At 61.7% G+C, this 14,831-nt stretch carries 15 protein-coding genes; all 15 read left to right on the top strand.

The features are described 5' to 3' along the window. The first annotated feature begins 72 nt into the window (after positions 1–72). The 15 genes from ACFP6B_RS03575 to panC all read left to right on the top strand — a co-directional run bounded on the left by ACFP6B_RS03575 (position 73) and on the right by panC (position 14,786). Positions 73–1,200 (top strand): zinc-dependent metalloprotease, encoded by a 1,128-nt coding sequence (locus ACFP6B_RS03575; RefSeq protein WP_377126917.1) that lies wholly within the window; start codon positions 73–75, stop codon positions 1,198–1,200. Further along, on the top strand, positions 1,200–2,393 hold the full coding sequence (gene tilS / locus ACFP6B_RS03580; RefSeq protein ID WP_377126920.1) for a tRNA lysidine(34) synthetase TilS: 1,194 nt from the start codon (positions 1,200–1,202) through the stop codon (positions 2,391–2,393). The genes ACFP6B_RS03575 and tilS overlap by 1 nt, the downstream gene beginning before the upstream one ends. An 84-nt stretch (positions 2,394–2,477) precedes the next feature. Then, positions 2,478–3,029: a hypoxanthine phosphoribosyltransferase gene (gene hpt / locus ACFP6B_RS03585; RefSeq protein ID WP_237222136.1), complete on the top strand. Its 552-nt coding sequence runs from the start codon at positions 2,478–2,480 to the stop codon at positions 3,027–3,029. A gap of 213 nt (positions 3,030–3,242) precedes the next feature. After that, positions 3,243–5,336 (top strand): ATP-dependent zinc metalloprotease FtsH, encoded by a 2,094-nt coding sequence (ftsH, locus tag ACFP6B_RS03590; protein WP_377126924.1) that lies wholly within the window; start codon positions 3,243–3,245, stop codon positions 5,334–5,336. After that, on the top strand, positions 5,336–5,902 hold the full coding sequence (folE, locus tag ACFP6B_RS03595) for a GTP cyclohydrolase I FolE (RefSeq protein WP_237242758.1): 567 nt from the start codon (positions 5,336–5,338) through the stop codon (positions 5,900–5,902). Before ftsH ends, folE begins: the two co-directional genes overlap by 1 nt. A gap of 6 nt (positions 5,903–5,908) precedes the next feature. Beyond that, positions 5,909–6,802: a dihydropteroate synthase gene (gene folP / locus ACFP6B_RS03600; RefSeq protein ID WP_377126928.1), complete on the top strand. Its 894-nt coding sequence runs from the start codon at positions 5,909–5,911 to the stop codon at positions 6,800–6,802. A 267-nt stretch (positions 6,803–7,069) separates the two neighbouring features. After that, positions 7,070–7,480, top strand: a complete 411-nt coding sequence (gene folB / locus ACFP6B_RS03605; protein ID WP_237185240.1) for a dihydroneopterin aldolase — start codon at positions 7,070–7,072, stop codon at positions 7,478–7,480. Next, positions 7,470–7,976 carry a 2-amino-4-hydroxy-6-hydroxymethyldihydropteridine diphosphokinase gene (gene folK, locus ACFP6B_RS03610; RefSeq protein WP_237185239.1) on the top strand — a complete coding sequence of 169 codons (507 nt, stop codon included), beginning with the start codon at positions 7,470–7,472 and terminating at the stop codon, positions 7,974–7,976. Before folB ends, folK begins: the two co-directional genes overlap by 11 nt. After that, entirely contained in the window at positions 7,973–8,500 is a 528-nt protein-coding gene (locus tag ACFP6B_RS03615) for a DUF3180 domain-containing protein (RefSeq protein ID WP_377126932.1), read from the top strand. The genes folK and ACFP6B_RS03615 overlap by 4 nt, the downstream gene beginning before the upstream one ends. A gap of 84 nt (positions 8,501–8,584) precedes the next feature. Then, entirely contained in the window at positions 8,585–9,142 is a 558-nt protein-coding gene (locus ACFP6B_RS03620) for a PH domain-containing protein (RefSeq protein WP_237199658.1), read from the top strand. Then, positions 9,143–10,801, top strand: a complete 1,659-nt coding sequence (locus ACFP6B_RS03625) for a PH domain-containing protein (RefSeq protein ID WP_377126935.1) — start codon at positions 9,143–9,145, stop codon at positions 10,799–10,801. A gap of 68 nt (positions 10,802–10,869) precedes the next feature. Beyond that, positions 10,870–11,505, top strand: coding sequence for an ABC transporter ATP-binding protein (locus ACFP6B_RS03630; RefSeq protein ID WP_377126998.1), 636 nt, complete (start codon positions 10,870–10,872; stop codon positions 11,503–11,505). Further along, positions 11,499–12,875, top strand: a complete 1,377-nt coding sequence (locus tag ACFP6B_RS03635; protein ID WP_377126938.1) for a hypothetical protein — start codon at positions 11,499–11,501, stop codon at positions 12,873–12,875. Before ACFP6B_RS03630 ends, ACFP6B_RS03635 begins: the two co-directional genes overlap by 7 nt. A gap of 51 nt (positions 12,876–12,926) precedes the next feature. Continuing rightward, positions 12,927–13,829, top strand: a complete 903-nt coding sequence (locus ACFP6B_RS03640) for a Rossmann-like and DUF2520 domain-containing protein (RefSeq protein WP_377126941.1) — start codon at positions 12,927–12,929, stop codon at positions 13,827–13,829. A gap of 90 nt (positions 13,830–13,919) precedes the next feature. Beyond that, positions 13,920–14,786, top strand: coding sequence for a pantoate--beta-alanine ligase (gene panC / locus ACFP6B_RS03645; RefSeq protein WP_377127001.1), 867 nt, complete (start codon positions 13,920–13,922; stop codon positions 14,784–14,786). Positions 14,787–14,831 lie beyond the last annotated feature (45 nt).

Consider the following 14,831-nt stretch of genomic DNA (forward strand, 5'->3'; position numbering starts at 1 on the left):
CTTTAAGGGTGCGGACGCCGGTGGGCGGCTTGGGTAGGCCGGGGCGGCTAGGAGCCGGTAGAGTGGGGTGGCATGAGCTCATCTTCTTTGCCTCTGAATTTTTCTTTAGCCCATAAGATTGCCGGTGCGCTGGCTCCGGCTGGCCCGCGCGCTGAGGCCGCGGCTAAGCGGCGGGCTGTTGAAGAGATGCGCTACGCGGCAACCGCTGCTGTTGACCATGTGCACGCTATTACGCAGCTGGCTGCGGCTGAGAACCTGCACGACTCTGAGCTACTGATTGTTGATAGGGCTACCTGGGTGAAGGCTAACACCCAGTCGTTTGAGGTTATGCTGGGCCCCATTGCCGAAGAGGTGCTGGGCCAGCGCTTAGCTAAACTCTCTGATGCCGAGCACGCTGTGACCGAGATTGGCGGGGCTGCAGAAATCGGGGGTGTGCTGGCCTTCCTGTCTACCCGCGTCCTGGGCCAGTACGACCCCTACGCGGCGCTGGCCGGTCACGGGGCACCTGGCGGCCGCCTGATGATTGTGGCTCCCAACCTGATGAAGCTGGAAGAAGAGCTGAACCTTGACCCGGCGGATTTCCGCCTGTGGGTTGCCCTGCACGAGCAGACCCACCGGGTGCAGTTTGCTGCTGCCCCCTGGCTGCGTGACTACCTGCTGGATCTCATGCACAGCCTGGGCCGCGAACTGGGGGAGACCACCGAAAACCTACCTGAGCGCATTGCTGCTGCCGCTACCGGGGCGGTGCGCGGCATGAAGAAGCAGGAAGCGCCCGGGGCTAGCCCTGAGGCTGCCACTAGCGGCGCTGCCCTGCTGCTCAGCGACGAGGGTAAGGAACTGCTGGACCGTATCACCGGCGTCATGAGCCTGCTGGAGGGCCACGCCAACGTGGTGATGGACGCCGTTGATTCCTCAATCGTCCCTTCCGTTAAAACCATCCGCCGCCGTTTTGAGCGGCGCAGCCAGACCCAGGGCTTCTTCCCCCGCTTTATGAGCAAGCTGCTGGGCATGGATGCCAAGATGGCCCAGTACAAGAACGGCCAAAAGTTTGTGCAGGCTGTAATCGACGAAGTGGGCATGGAGCGTTTCAACCGCATTTGGCAGGCTCCTGAGAACCTACCCACCGTAGCCGAAATTCACGCCCCTTCCCGCTGGATTGCGCGGGTACTGGGCGCAGACCTAGAGGAAGAGAAGAACTAGTGCAGCAGCGTAAAACCCGTCTGAACCCGGTGGTGGGAGCCGCTCGCCGCGAAGTCGCCGGTGTGCTGGAGCATGTATTTGGGGCAGGTACGGTTGCTCCCACCGGTTCGTCAGGACGTCCGGGCGCAGGCCCAGAAGTAGGGCAGGTTCCCCTGGTGCTGGCTGCCGTATCGGGTGGCCCCGACTCCTTGGCCTTAGCGGTTCTGCTGGCCCACTTCAACCGGCGGCAGGACGTGCGCGTGGGCGCGGTCGCGGTTGACCACCAGCTTCAGGACGGCTCCGCCCAGGTGGCCGAGCGCACCGCCCAGATTCTGCGGGAGCTGGGTCTTAGCCCGGTGCTGGTAGAAACCGTGACCGTTGAAGAGGGTAAGGAGGGGCCCGAAATGGCGGCCCGTACCGCCCGATACGGTGCTTTTGCCCGGGCTCTGGCCGCAACCGGGGCGGACGCTGTTGCCTTGGGCCACACCCTCGACGACCAGGCCGAAACCGTACTGCTAGGCCTGGCCCGGGGCTCCGGTACCCGCTCCCTGGCAGGTATGCCCGTGGACCGCACCGAAGAGCACCCTGCCGGCCCTGTGCGGGTCATCCGCCCCCTGCTCACCCTTCGCCGGGTAGACATCGAAGAGATCTGCGCTGACGCGGGCCTCACCCCCTGGCAGGACCCCACCAACACCGACCAGTCGCTCATGCGCGCCCGCGTGCGCCACAGCGTCCTGCCCTACCTCGAAGAACACCTGGGCGGCGGCGTAGCTGTATCCCTGGCCCGCACCGCGACCATTGCCGGTGCGGACGCCGACTACCTGGCGTCCGCCGCCCGCCAGGCCCTGAACGACATACTGGTGGACGCGGACGCCCTCGCCCCCGCAGGTACCGATATCGCGGGCCTGCTCGGGGTAGAGCCCAGCAGGGACATGGTTCTGCTCAACCGCGCCGCGCTCGTCGGCCTGCACCCGGCCCTGCGCACCCGCGTCCTCGCCCTAGCTCTCGAACAAGCCGGCGGCATCGCCCCGGGCTTCGAGCGTCTTGCCGCTCTCGATGCTTTCGCTGGCGACCACTCGACTGCCGGCCCCCTCCAGCTACCCGGCCATATTTCTGCCTACCGCCGCCGCCCCGGTACCACCATCACCCGGGCAGGTCAGAGCTACAACCTCAAGAAAACCGGCCTTATCGTTTTACTCAACACCGCCCCATAAACCATACTTAAAGATGAACACGCGCTTTGCCCTACCCAACAGGGCAGGGCGCACACCCTTTGAACCAGCAGAAAGCGATCAACCGTGGACGCACTCGACGTACAGAACGACATCAAGCACGTTCTCTTCAGCAAAGAAGAAATCGACGCCAAGATTAAGGAACTTGCCGCCCAAATCGACAAGGACTACGAAGGCCGCGACGTACTGCTGGTCGGCGTACTCAAGGGCGCCATCATGGTCGTAGCCGACCTCTCCCGCGCCCTCAAGGCCCACTACACCATGGACTGGATGGCCGTCTCATCCTACGGTTCAGGCACCAAGTCATCCGGCGTCGTCCGCATCCTCAAGGACCTCGACACCGACCTGACCGGCCGCGACGTGCTCATCGTCGAAGACATCATCGACTCCGGCCTGACCCTCAAGTGGCTCCAGCAGAACCTGGTATCCCGCGGGGCTGCCTCTGTAGAAATCTGCACCCTGCTACGCAAGCCCAAGAGCGTCAAGACCGACGTTGAGGTCAAGTACGTCGGCTGGGACATCGAACCCGAATTCGTAGTGGGCTACGGCCTGGACTTCGCCGAGCGCTACCGCAACCTGGACTGCATCGTCACTCTGGCCCCCCACGTCTACTCCTAAACAGCGAGCACGCGTCAGAGAGCTCCGGCAGACTCCCCTCCGCCGGTGCTTTAGCCCTGAGGTGAAAACCTTGAGGCATTAAGCGAGTACCCAGCAACTTTAGGTACATTAGATAGGTCTAGGCCCAACTGCACCCACTGCCGGGTGCTGGGGCTACCTTTGTGCGGGGCGCACACGGCGCCCCGCCCCGTTATTTTTGTGGAAGGCGCGGCTGTGCAGAATACGGATAATACCCCCGACCCCAAGAAAAAGGGGTTCTTCGGCAAGCTCATCTCAGGGCCCTGGTTCTGGGTCTTGCTGGCAGTTCTCATTGCTGTGCCCATGATCTTCGCAAACTCTCTGGCAGCCTCAACCCGCGTTGATACCAACGTGGGTATCGGTCTGCTGAATGACGAGAAGGTCGTCAGCGCCAAAATCTTCGACGGTGACCAGCGCGTAGACCTGGAACTCAAAGACGATTACGTGAACCCTGCCGGTGAAAACCAGGGCAAGAATGTAAGTTTCTACTACGTTCAGCCCCGCGCCACTGACGTTGTCGCGGCCATGGATAACGCCAACCTTGAGTCCTACACCGATCAGCCGGTGCAGACCAACTGGTTCACCTCCATGCTGTCCTTCATCCTGCCCTTTGTGATTCTGGTGGCCCTCTTCTGGTTCCTCATGTCACGTATGGGCGGCGGTAGCAATCAGATTATGAACTTCTCCAAGTCACGCGCTAAGAAGTTCAACAAAGACAACCCCACCGTGCGCTTTGCCGACGTTGCCGGTGTCGACGAAGCCCTGGCAGAACTCGAAGAGGTCCGCGAATTCCTCGCCGAACCCGAAAAGTTCACCCGCCTGGGCGCCAAGATTCCCAAGGGCGTACTCCTCTACGGCCCTCCCGGTACCGGTAAGACCCTGCTCGCTAAGGCAGTAGCCGGTGAAGCCGGCGTCCCCTTCTACTCCATCTCCGGTTCTGACTTTGTTGAAATGTTCGTGGGTGTGGGTGCTTCCCGCGTACGCGACCTCTTCAAGGAAGCTAAGTCCAACAAGGCCGCTATCATCTTCGTCGACGAAATTGACGCCGTAGGCCGTCAGCGTGGCGTCGGCATGGGCGGCGGTAACGACGAACGCGAGCAGACCCTCAACCAGCTGCTGGTTGAGATGGACGGCTTCGACGGCACCTCTAACATCATCGTCATCGCGGCAACCAACCGCCCCGATGTACTCGACCCCGCCCTGCTGCGTCCGGGCCGTTTCGACCGCCAGGTCGGAGTTGACGCCCCCGACCTGAAGGGCCGCCAGCGCATCCTCGAAGTGCACGCAGCCGGCAAGCCCATTGACCGCCGCGTTGACCTGGCCTCCGTTGCCAAGCGCACCCCCGGCTTTACCGGTGCTGACCTCGCCAACGTCATGAACGAAGCAGCCCTGCTCACCGCCCGCGACGGCGGCAACGTGATTGACGAACGCGCTATCGACGAAGCTATTGACCGCGTCATGGCAGGCCCCCAGCGATCCTCCCGCATCATGAGCGAGCACGAACGCACCGTCACCGCCTACCACGAAGGCGGCCACGCCCTGGTCGCGGCTGCCCTGCGTAACTCAGCGCCCGTCACCAAGATTACGATTCTGCCGCGCGGCCGCGCCCTGGGCTACACCATGGTCATGCCCCAGGACGACAAGTACTCCACCACCCGCCACGAACTGCTCGACCAGATGGCCTACGCTATGGGTGGCCGCGCCGCCGAAGAGCTGATTTTCCACGACCCCTCCACCGGTGCGTCCAACGATATTCAGAAGGCAACCGATACCGCCCGCAAGATGGTGACCGAGTACGGCATGAGCGCTAAGGTTGGTTCAGTTCGTCTTGCAGCTAAGGAATCTGACCCCTTCCTGGGCGGCGGTGCTGGCGGTGGCAACAACTTCTCCGACGAGATGGCCTACCTTGTTGACCAGGAGGTCGCAGCCCTGCTGGAGCAGGCCCACGATGAGGCCTACGAGATTCTGCGCGATAACCGCGACGTACTCGATGCCCTCTCCCTGGCCCTGCTTGAGAAGGAAACCCTGCTCGAGAACGACCTGGCAGAAATCTTTGCGGGCGTGCGCAAGCGCCCCGAACGCGACCACTGGTACTCCAAGTCCAACCGCGAACCCTCAGCTCTGCCCCCGGTCAAGGTAGCTAAGGCAGCGGCCGACGAGACCCCGGTTGCCGAGGAGCCCATCGTCCAGCAGCCTACCGTTGACCCCATGGATCCCGGTAACCCCCACCCCGGTGCCGCAGGCCCCGCAGGTAACCCCGACGTTGACCCCCTGGGAGGGCCCCGTTAATGGCAGTTGACCAGCCCCGTATCGAGGCCGCCGTCCGCGAGATTCTGCTGGCTATCGGCGAAGACCCCACCCGTGACGGTCTGCTCGACACCCCGGCCCGTGTAGCCCGCGCCTACGACGAGATGTTTGCCGGTCTACACCAGAGCGCCGGTGACATTCTGGGCACGACCTTCGACATTGACCACTCCGAACTGGTACTGGTGAAGGACATTCCCTTCTACTCAACCTGCGAGCACCACCTGGTGCCCTTCTTCGGGCACGCCCACATTGGCTACATTCCCGGTGGCGACGGCAAGGTCACCGGCCTGTCCAAGCTTGCCCGCCTGGTTGATATCTACGCCAAGCGCCCCCAGGTACAGGAGCGGTTGACTACCCAGGTGATTGAAGCTCTTGAAGAGCACCTGCAGCCTACCGGTGCGATTGTGGTGATTCAGGCTGAGCACATGTGCATGTCTATGCGCGGTGTACGCAAGCCCGGGGCGAAGACGGTGACGAGTGCCGTCCGCGGGGCCCTGCGCGATCCCGCTACCCGTGCCGAGGCAATGAGCCTGATTAACGCCTCCTGATTTCTCATGACTCTTCCCCACGCGCACGGATCCTACGAGAATCTACCGACCGACCGTACCCTGATTATGGGTATTCTCAACGTAACCCCCGATTCCTTCTCTGACGGGGGTCTGCACGCGGACGCCGCCACGGCAGTTGCGCACGCCAAGGCCCTGGTTGCCCAGGGGGCAGACATCATCGATGTGGGAGGGGAGTCCACCCGTCCCGGCGCTACCCGGGTGCCGCTGGCTGAGGAGCAGCGCCGCGTCCTGCCCGTCATTGAGGCCTTAGCAGCTGAAGGTATCGTCATGTCGGTTGATACTCTCAACCCCGAAACCGCCCGCGCCGCCGTCGCCGCCGGAGCCCACATTATCAACGATGTTGCCGGGATGAGCCTGCGCGAAGACATGATTGAGACCGTCGCTGAGCTGGGCGTGCCCTATATCCTCATGCACTCGCGCGGCACCTCCCTCACCATGGACTCCCAGGCTGTCTACACCGACGTTGCCGCTGAAGTGTTTAACGAGCTCTTTACCCTGCGCGAGCAGCTCATCACCGGGGGAGTGGCTCCCGAGCAGATCATTCTGGACCCCGGCCCCGGCTTCGCTAAACAGGGTGAGCAAAACTGGCAGATTCTGGCGGGCCTGCAGGCCCTGGCCGCCGAGGGTCACCGGGTGCTGGTAGCCGGTTCCCGGAAGCGTTTTATTGCCCGGCTGTTGCATGAGCAGGACGCTGCCGCCTCCGGCCTGCCCGCAGAGCAGGTTGCTGAGCGAGCGGCAACCGAACGGGACGTCGCCAGCGCGGCTCTTTCAGTCATGGCAGCTGAAGCAGGGGCCTGGGCCGTGCGCGTGCATAATGTGCAGGCAACCGCCGACGCCCTGGCCGTGCGCGCAGCCTGGCGGCAGGCGTCCGCCCGCTAGCGGTAGCTGGGCTGTAGCCGGGTGCGACACAGAAGCGTCATAAATGAAAATGTCTTTGTGACTTTAAGCGCTTTAGAGGTTGTACTTTAGGCCCGCTTAACTACCGCTTTTTCCAACAAATGCCCGGGTGAGGCTGTCTTTAGGTATGTCTAAGGGCACACACAGCGGTCACCGGGCAGTGCCCTCAGGGCGTGGATAATGGCTACAAAGCACCGGCGCTTCAACCCTGAACTACCACCGGTGAACCAGACTCGGTGAAAGGTGACCATGCACGATCACAGCTCATCGTCGGGCCAACGAGATTACTCCCGTACCGACCGCATTACGCTCACTGGCGTGGGTAGCGTGGGCTACCACGGCGTGCTCGACTCTGAGAAGCAGACCGGGCAGCCCTTCTTCGTCGATATCACCATGTTCACGGACTTCACCCAGGCTGCCGCCACCGACAACGTCGCGCACACCGTCAACTACGCCGAAGTAGCAGAGGTAATCCGCGAAATCGTAACCGGTGAATCCCTCGACCTCATCGAAACCCTGGCCGAGCATATCGCTACCGCTGTGCTCGAGAAGTTCCCCCTGCTCGCGGTTGAACTAACCGTGCACAAGCCCAAGGCCCCTATCGAGGTGACCTTCGCTGATGTGTCGGTGACGATTTTTAGGGAGAAGCATGCCGGTTAAAGCGATCCTTGCCCTGGGCTCTAACCTGGGCGATAGCGAAGACACCCTCATCAAGGCGATTGGTGATATCTGCTCCCACGAGAAAATCGCGGTAACCAAGATTTCCCCTATCGCTATCACGGCACCAGTGGGCGGCCCGGCTGGCCAGCCCGATTACGCCAACATGGTGGTCGAGATTGAGACCAGCCTTCGCCCCTTCCTGCTACTGGAATACACCCAGCAGATTGAGCAGAAGCACCACCGAACCCGCGACGTCCGCTGGGGCCCGCGCACCCTCGACATCGACATCATCGATATCGCCTCACTTGAGATGGACGACCCCGACCTCACCCTGCCCCACCCGCGCGCCGCTGAACGCGCCTTTGTGCTGGAGCCCTGGGCCCGCATGGACCCTTCAGCCCTGCTCCTCGGATCATCGGTCCGCCAGCTGGCAGATGACGCAGCGGACGCCGGTGGCATCCGCGAGTTCCACCCTGCCCCGGTGGTCTGCGCGTGAAACTGCGAAGCCGGGCCCTTGCCCTCTTAGCGGGTGTAGGCGTTGCAAGCGGGGCGGTCATCAACCTCCTGAGCGTTCAGTCAGGCGGCCCCGAGCTGTCCCTGCCCGCCCTCACCCTGGTTGCTGCCCTCATCCTGGCAGGTCTGGCCCTCTACTTCGCCCGGCAGGTCTACCGGTATAGCCGGGTGGAGACCCGTAAGAACGCCGGTTCCATGAATCCCCTCATGGCTGCCCGCGTGGCAGTTTTCGCTCAGGCCCTGGCTCTCACCGGCGCCCTGGTCGGCGGCTGGCAGGTAGCGATTGTGGTCTACCAGGTGGGGCTGGCGTCCGCCCGGGCCACCGCCCAACCTCTCATCGAGAGCCTGCTTGCCCTCGCTGGCGGCCTGGTGATGCTGGTTGCCGGTATCGTCGCCGAGAACTGGTGCAAGGTGCCTCCGGGGGATGAGGACGCCGGTGGTGGGGTCGGCGGGGCCCGCCCGCAGACCGGCCCCTTGGCTCGTAATAAGCCGGACGCCTCGTCATAAGGCAACCTTTGGTTTAGCTTTCTCACCTCCGTGCCATAATGGTGTAGACCACACCCTGACATGTATACGTAACGAGAGAGCACCATGAACGAGCCGCAATTTACACCTACCCTGCCCCCGCTCGACCTTGATGGCCTGGGCAAGCAGACCATAGATTTACCCGAGGTCAGCTGGAAGCGGGTTTCGCCCAAGTACGTTCGGGTTAAGCTCATCACCTCTCTCATCTGGTCTCTCATTCTGTTGGGGCTGGCGTCCCTACCGCTTATCATGACGCTTGTGGTGCAGAGCTGGAACTGGGCACCCTGGGCCTACTGGGGCCTACCTGCCTTGGTGCTCATCTGGCGGCTGTGGGCGCTGATACTGGTCAAGCGCCGGGTGCAGGCTATCGGCTACAGTGAACGCGCTGACCACCTGCTCAAGCGATCCGGCCTGCTCTTCCGTTCGGTCACCGCCGTACCCTACGGGCGTATCCAGTACGTCGATGTGTCCTCTGGGCCGCTCGAAAATGCGCTCTCACTGGCCAGCGTCGAGGTAAAAACCGCGGCGAACAGCATCACTATTCCGGGCCTGGCTAAGAGCGATGCTGACCAGCTGCGCGAGGTTCTCACCGACCTGTCGGACGCCAGAATGGCAGGTCTCTAAATGAGTGAACAGGTACCCACCTCAGAATCCCCGGCGGTTTCCACCGATATCACCGCCCGCGAAGAAGCAGCCCTCACCTGGCGTCGTGCCCACCCGCTCTCACCCCTGGTGAGGGCCTGGCTGATTATCGTTGTTTTCGTCTACACCGTCGCTAACAACCTGGTCGAGGACCTCTTCACCGGCGAAGAACCCCTTGACCTGCGCGAACTCGGGCAGAGCGGCCCGCCAGATACCGTCCTTCTCTCCTGGACGAGTATCTTCGGGGGCTTCTGGTTCCTGGGAGTGCTGGCCGTCTTCTTCCTGCTCTTGTTGCTGCCCTTCCTCTCAACCTGGTTCTTTTACCGGTTTGCGGTCGATGACCACAACGTTTACATCAAGAGCGGCATGCTCTTCAAAACCGAGCGCAAGGCCCGGCTGGACCGCGTGCAGTCTATCGATGTCAACCGCCCCCTGATGGCCCGCCTGCTGGGTCTGGCAGAGCTTAAATTCGACGTGGCAGACGGAGATTCTTCTGCCCTGCGGGTGCAGTTCCTCAAGTACGCCGACGCTCGCGCCCTGCGCGAGCAGCTTCTAGCCCGGGTGCGCACCCTCAAAGCCGATGCGGCAGATTCCCCGGCGCCGGTGTCCGCTCCTGCCGACCAGCCCGCCCACCGCGACATGGCAGACCGCCTGAGCGACCACCTCACCGAGAATTTTCTGGGTATTAAGGACGCCGGTGAGCAGCTTATCGTCAAGGTACCGGTTGCGCGGCTGTTGGGGTCGATGGTGCTGAGCTTGGGCTGGGCTGTGGGCCTGCTGTTCCTCTTGGGTATGGGTGGGCTGATGTTCTGGGCAGAGATGTCCCTGGGGGCTATTTTCGCTTCGAACGTGGCGGTTATCCTGACTATCGTTTCGAGCGCCTGGAAGCGCTTTAACACCGGCTTCAACTTTTCGCTTTCCACCAGCCCGGACGGTCTGAAAACCCGCTTCGGTTTTACCGATACCACCACCCAGACCCTGCCCGAGGGGCGTATTCAGCGTATTTCGGTGGAGCAGCCCCTGCTGTGGCGCATGGCCGGCTGGTACCGAATCAAGGTCACCTTGCTCGGTAAGGGCAGCGACCAGGGCGAATTCGCCGGGGAGCTGTTGCCGGTGGGTACGCTCGACGACGTGATGCGGGTGCTGCCCCTGGTGCTCCCTGCCCAGCAGGACGGTGGCGTGTCACCTGACCAGCTCTTAGCTGGCCTGGCGGGAAGCGGCACCGATCAGGGCTTTACAGTCTCCCCGGCGTCTGCCCGCTGGTTTGACCCGTTCACCTACCGCCGCAACGGTTTTGCGGTGACCCCTCTGCTTCTCTTGGTCCGCTCGGGTCGCTGGGTGCGCCGTCTAACCTTTGTGCCGCACCGTAAGGTGCAGAGTTTCGAGCTGGCCCAGGGGCCCCTGCAGAAGAAGGCCGGGCTGGCCCACCTGTCCTTGCGGGTCGCCGGGGGAACCCTGTCCTCCTCCGTGCATAATGCGGACGCCGAGGTCGCCCGCGCCCTGACCGTCCGCCTGGCCCAGATGGGAGTTGCGCCTGCATCAGTGCCGACGTCTGCGGACAAGGGGAAAGGCTCCGGTACCTCTTCGCAGATCCCGCCCTATGAGCTACTACCTCTGCCCGATACTGAGATAGGAAACTGATGGGTTTACTTACCAAGGTTCCTGCACTTCAACTAAATTAGGGGGCCAAAGCCTTTGACGAGAATGTTATTTTCTCTGGTGCTTCTGTCACGCTGGAGCCAGGAGTGTATTACACCTTGACCGGCCCTAACGGTTCCGGTAAGTCGACCCTCATGAGCTGCCTTCTTCTACATCAAGATTTAACCGAAGGGCAGGTGCTCATTGATGGGGCACCGGTGACCTCTGCGTCTGAGGCCTTCCGTTTACAGGTTTTTGGGCTCAACGACGCGCTGGGGTGGCTTCCCGGCCTAACCGTAGGGCAGCATCTTGAAATACTGGCCGGTGAAGGCCCTAAAATCGCTCAAAAGCTGGGAATGGCTTCTTCTCAGCGTATGAGCGTGCGTCAGGCGCTAGAAGAACTTGGAGTACCCCAGGCTTATGACAGAGAACCACACACCTTGAGCTCTGGCCAGGAGCAACGCTCCCGCCTTGCGTCCTTGTTGCTCCGGCCTGCCCGTTACTACTTTTTGGACGAGCCAGAAAAGCGTCTTGATACTGCTGGAGTGCAGTGGATTGCTCAGTGGGCGGAGTCTACAGTCTCTGCTGGGGCAGCGGTTTGTATAGCCACACATGACCCGGCGCTTAACGCGTTGCCAGGAACTAAAAATTTGGTGTTTCCATTGGAGACTGATGGGCTTGGTCTAGGGGCCGAGAACGCATGGTAGCGCTCAGGACGCTGGGGTACCGGCTCGGTGCGGTCTATAAGGTATTTTTCTACCTGGTTTTCTGGCTTGCTCTTGCAGGGTCATTCAGCGTCTCCCTGCGTCAGGTTCGAGGCTCCTACCTATATTTCACATTAGAAGATATCCAAGCGCCCGGTTTCTTTATGGGCAGTCTGCTGATTGCAGGAGCTGGGCTAGTCTGGCTCTTTCATCAGTTGGGACCGCTGGCTTACTCGCCGGCTGAACTCTTTTGGCGTTACTCTGGACTTTCATATCCCAGCCGTAACCCCTGGCATTTTCGGGCTATATGGGTTGCTTTAGGCGCGTGGACCCTGCTCTCCGTAATGCTAGCGACTATTTTTGCGCCGCTCTCGGTGACTTGGTTGGTGGGAACGGCGCTGGGCGCTGTAGCGTTTGGGGTACTTATGCTGCACGGTATGGCTGCGGCGCAGCTACTGGGACGGCTGAAGTCTCTTTTGGCTTGGGCAGGTCTGGCAGCGGTTACGGGTTTTCTATTGCTCATCGCTACGACCACCGACTCAGTCGTAAGTGCAAACGTTGCTTTAATTTACGGTCTTGGAGTGCTGGTTCTGTCCCTCGGAATACTTGGAGCTTTTGTGCTCGTTGTTTCAGCTCAGAATAGTCCTCTGGAACGGGTTGCTGCTACCCAGGGGTTTGGGAGAAGTACGCTGCTTCTATACGCCGTCCGTAATCTCAGCGGAGCACAGGGCTACCGCTACTATGGTGGGCAGAGCGGTACCTTCCGCAGAAAACTTGTGAACTCCCGTCCTTACCTTCTATCGTTGGCTGCTTTAGCTGATAGCCTGGCCCCGCTCGTTCTCATTACCCTACTGAGTATCCCTCTGGGAATCTTTGTGGGGGTCGGTTTCGGAGCATCTGGCATCGGTATCGTAACGATTGTAGGTGTCTGGTTGATTGCCTTCTTCTACCGCTGGCTACCGCGGGAATGGTCAGCACAGCTGCCTCTTCGGCAGTGGCTTACAGCTCCTTATTTTTCAACCTTGTTGGGGTTTATCGTGGGCGCTGGTGTTGCTACGGTCATCTATGCCGTGGCAATGACCATCATCTTTCAGCTTCCGGGCATTATTACGGGCGCTGCTCTCTTTTTCGGTATTGCCGTGGCACTAGGAGAGACTGACCCTCTACAGGAATACGACTATAGCCTTGTCGTTGCCCTACCGTCGGGATTAGTAGTTCCGGTTCAGCCTCTGGTAGCTGCTAGTACCGTTGCTTTTCAGATTGGGGTAGTTGCGCTGGCTGTTTTTAGTGGCACTATTCAAGGGCTACTTATTCCCCTAGCCTTCTGCCTGTGGCGTCTTGGGCAGCACTACAGTAAAGGCCGTACCCGGTAAGAGACGGCCCCCGGTAAACTAAGCAGGCAGGACGCAGACAGAAAGGGCCCCATGCAGAGCACCAACCACCTTAAGCCCGCCCGCCTGGGTATCGGCGTAATCTCCGCAGGGAAGGTAGGGGCCGTGCTCGGCGCAGCCCTCCGCGCCGCCGGGCACCTGATTACCGGCGTCCATGCCGTCTCAGAAGCCTCCCGCACCCGAGCCGAAGCCCTGCTCCCCGGCGTCCCGGTGTCTACCATCCCCGAGATCATTACCACCAGCGAAGTAGTGCTCCTGGCCGTACCCGACGACGCCCTACCCGACCTGGTCAAAGGTATCGCCGAAACCGACGGTTGGCGGCCCGGGCAAATTCTCATCCACACCTCAGGGCGCCACGGTGTGGGCGTCCTAGCCCCGGCTACCGCCCAGGGCGCCATCGGCCTAGCCATTCACCCGGCCATGACCTTCACCGGCCTCTCCCTCGACCTGCCCCGTCTCGCCAACACCAGCTTCGGCGTCACCGGCCCCGCCCCCTTCACCCCCATCGCCCAGGCCCTGATCGTCGAAATGGGCGGGGAACCCGTCCTCATCGCCGAAGGCGACCGTCCCCTCTACCACGCAGCCCTCGCCCACGGATCCAACCACCTGGTCACCATCACCGGCCAGGCCCTCCAAATCCTGGCCTCCATCGGCATCGAGAACCCGGCCCGCTATATCGAACCGCTCCTCAGAGCCTCCCTCGACAACGCCCTCGCCAACGGCGATAGCGCCCTCACCGGCCCCGTCGCCCGCGGAGACGCCCACACCGTAGCCGCCCACGCCCAAACCCTCGCCAGCTACGCCCTCGAAGAAAACGCAGACGACATCAAGGCCGCCTACCTGGCCCTCGCCCGCGCCACCGCCGAACGCGCCCACAGCCGCGGAGCCCTCACCGATGAGAGCTACCATGCTGTGCTTCAAGCGCTCGCCGGGTAAACTGGGAGGGCGCAAAACACGAAAGGACCCCTCACCACCGTGACGAGTCAAGCCCCTATCGCACACACCATCACCGATCTTGGCAACGAAATGCTCCTGGCCCTCACCACCGCCAGCCGCCGCCGAGACACCGGTGAAACCCCCGCCGCAGAGAAGCCCCTCACCGTAGGCTATGTAGCCACCATGGGCGCCCTGCACGACGGGCACGCCACCCTGATTCGCCGTGCCCGCGAACAGAACGATGTTGTGGTGCTCTCTATCTTCGTGAACCCCCTCCAGTTCGGGCCCAACGAAGACTACGACCGCTACCCCCGCACTCTTGAAGCGGACGCCGCCCTGGCGACCGAAGCGGGCGTCGACGTCATCTTCGCCCCCACCGTTGAAGAAATGTACCCCGGTGGTGACCCCAAAATCACCGTTGTCTCAGGCAAGCTGGGCACCCTCTTTGAGGGCAAGACTCGCCCCGGCCATTTCGACGGTGTGCTGACCGTGGTCAATAAGTTCTTCAACATTCTGAAGCCCCTGGTAGGGGAAGGCACCCTTAATGCTTACTTCGGGCAGAAGGACGCCCAGCAGTTGGCCCTCATTCAGCGCATGGTTAAGGACTTCAACCACGATGTCACCATCAAGCCTGTGCCCGTGGTACGTGCGGACGACGGCCTTGCCCTCTCCTCGCGCAACCAGTACCTGAGCGCTGAAGAACGCGAAGCGGCCTTGGTACTTTCCCGCACCCTGGCAACCCTGCGCGAAAAGTACATCACCGGTAGCTTCAGCCGCGAGGACGTCCAGGCGGCCCGCGACGCTATCGATAGCACCGAAGGCGTGCGCCTGGACTACCTCGAAGTCGTCGACACCGACACCTTTGAGGCCCCCCAGAGCGAACAGGCACGTGTGCTAGCGCTCGTGGCAGCCTACGTGGGCTCCACCCGCCTCATCGATAACATGGAAATCAACTAAGACCTCTATACCCAACCTAAGAACAGGTACATCATTGACTGAACA

Origin of the sequence: Rothia nasimurium, assembly GCF_042660305.1 — a bacterium.
GTDB classification, from domain to species: Bacteria; Actinomycetota; Actinomycetes; order Actinomycetales; family Micrococcaceae; genus Rothia; species Rothia nasimurium.

Excerpts from the sequence above, each read along its gene's own strand:
- ACFP6B_RS03575 (WP_377126917.1), top strand. The coding sequence starts at position 73 with ATGAGCTCATCTTCTTTGCCTCTGAATTTTTCTTTAGCCCATAAGATT.
- folE (WP_237242758.1), top strand. The coding sequence starts at position 5,336 with ATGGCAGTTGACCAGCCCCGTATCGAGGCCGCCGTCCGCGAGATTCTG.
- folP (WP_377126928.1), top strand. The coding sequence starts at position 5,909 with ATGACTCTTCCCCACGCGCACGGATCCTACGAGAATCTACCGACCGAC.
- folB (WP_237185240.1), top strand. The coding sequence starts at position 7,070 with ATGCACGATCACAGCTCATCGTCGGGCCAACGAGATTACTCCCGTACC.
- folK (WP_237185239.1), top strand. The coding sequence starts at position 7,470 with ATGCCGGTTAAAGCGATCCTTGCCCTGGGCTCTAACCTGGGCGATAGC.
- ACFP6B_RS03620 (WP_237199658.1), top strand. The coding sequence starts at position 8,585 with ATGAACGAGCCGCAATTTACACCTACCCTGCCCCCGCTCGACCTTGAT.
- ACFP6B_RS03625 (WP_377126935.1), top strand. The coding sequence starts at position 9,143 with ATGAGTGAACAGGTACCCACCTCAGAATCCCCGGCGGTTTCCACCGAT.
- ACFP6B_RS03635 (WP_377126938.1), top strand. The coding sequence starts at position 11,499 with ATGGTAGCGCTCAGGACGCTGGGGTACCGGCTCGGTGCGGTCTATAAG.
- ACFP6B_RS03640 (WP_377126941.1), top strand. The coding sequence starts at position 12,927 with ATGCAGAGCACCAACCACCTTAAGCCCGCCCGCCTGGGTATCGGCGTA.
- panC (WP_377127001.1), top strand. The coding sequence starts at position 13,920 with ATGCTCCTGGCCCTCACCACCGCCAGCCGCCGCCGAGACACCGGTGAA.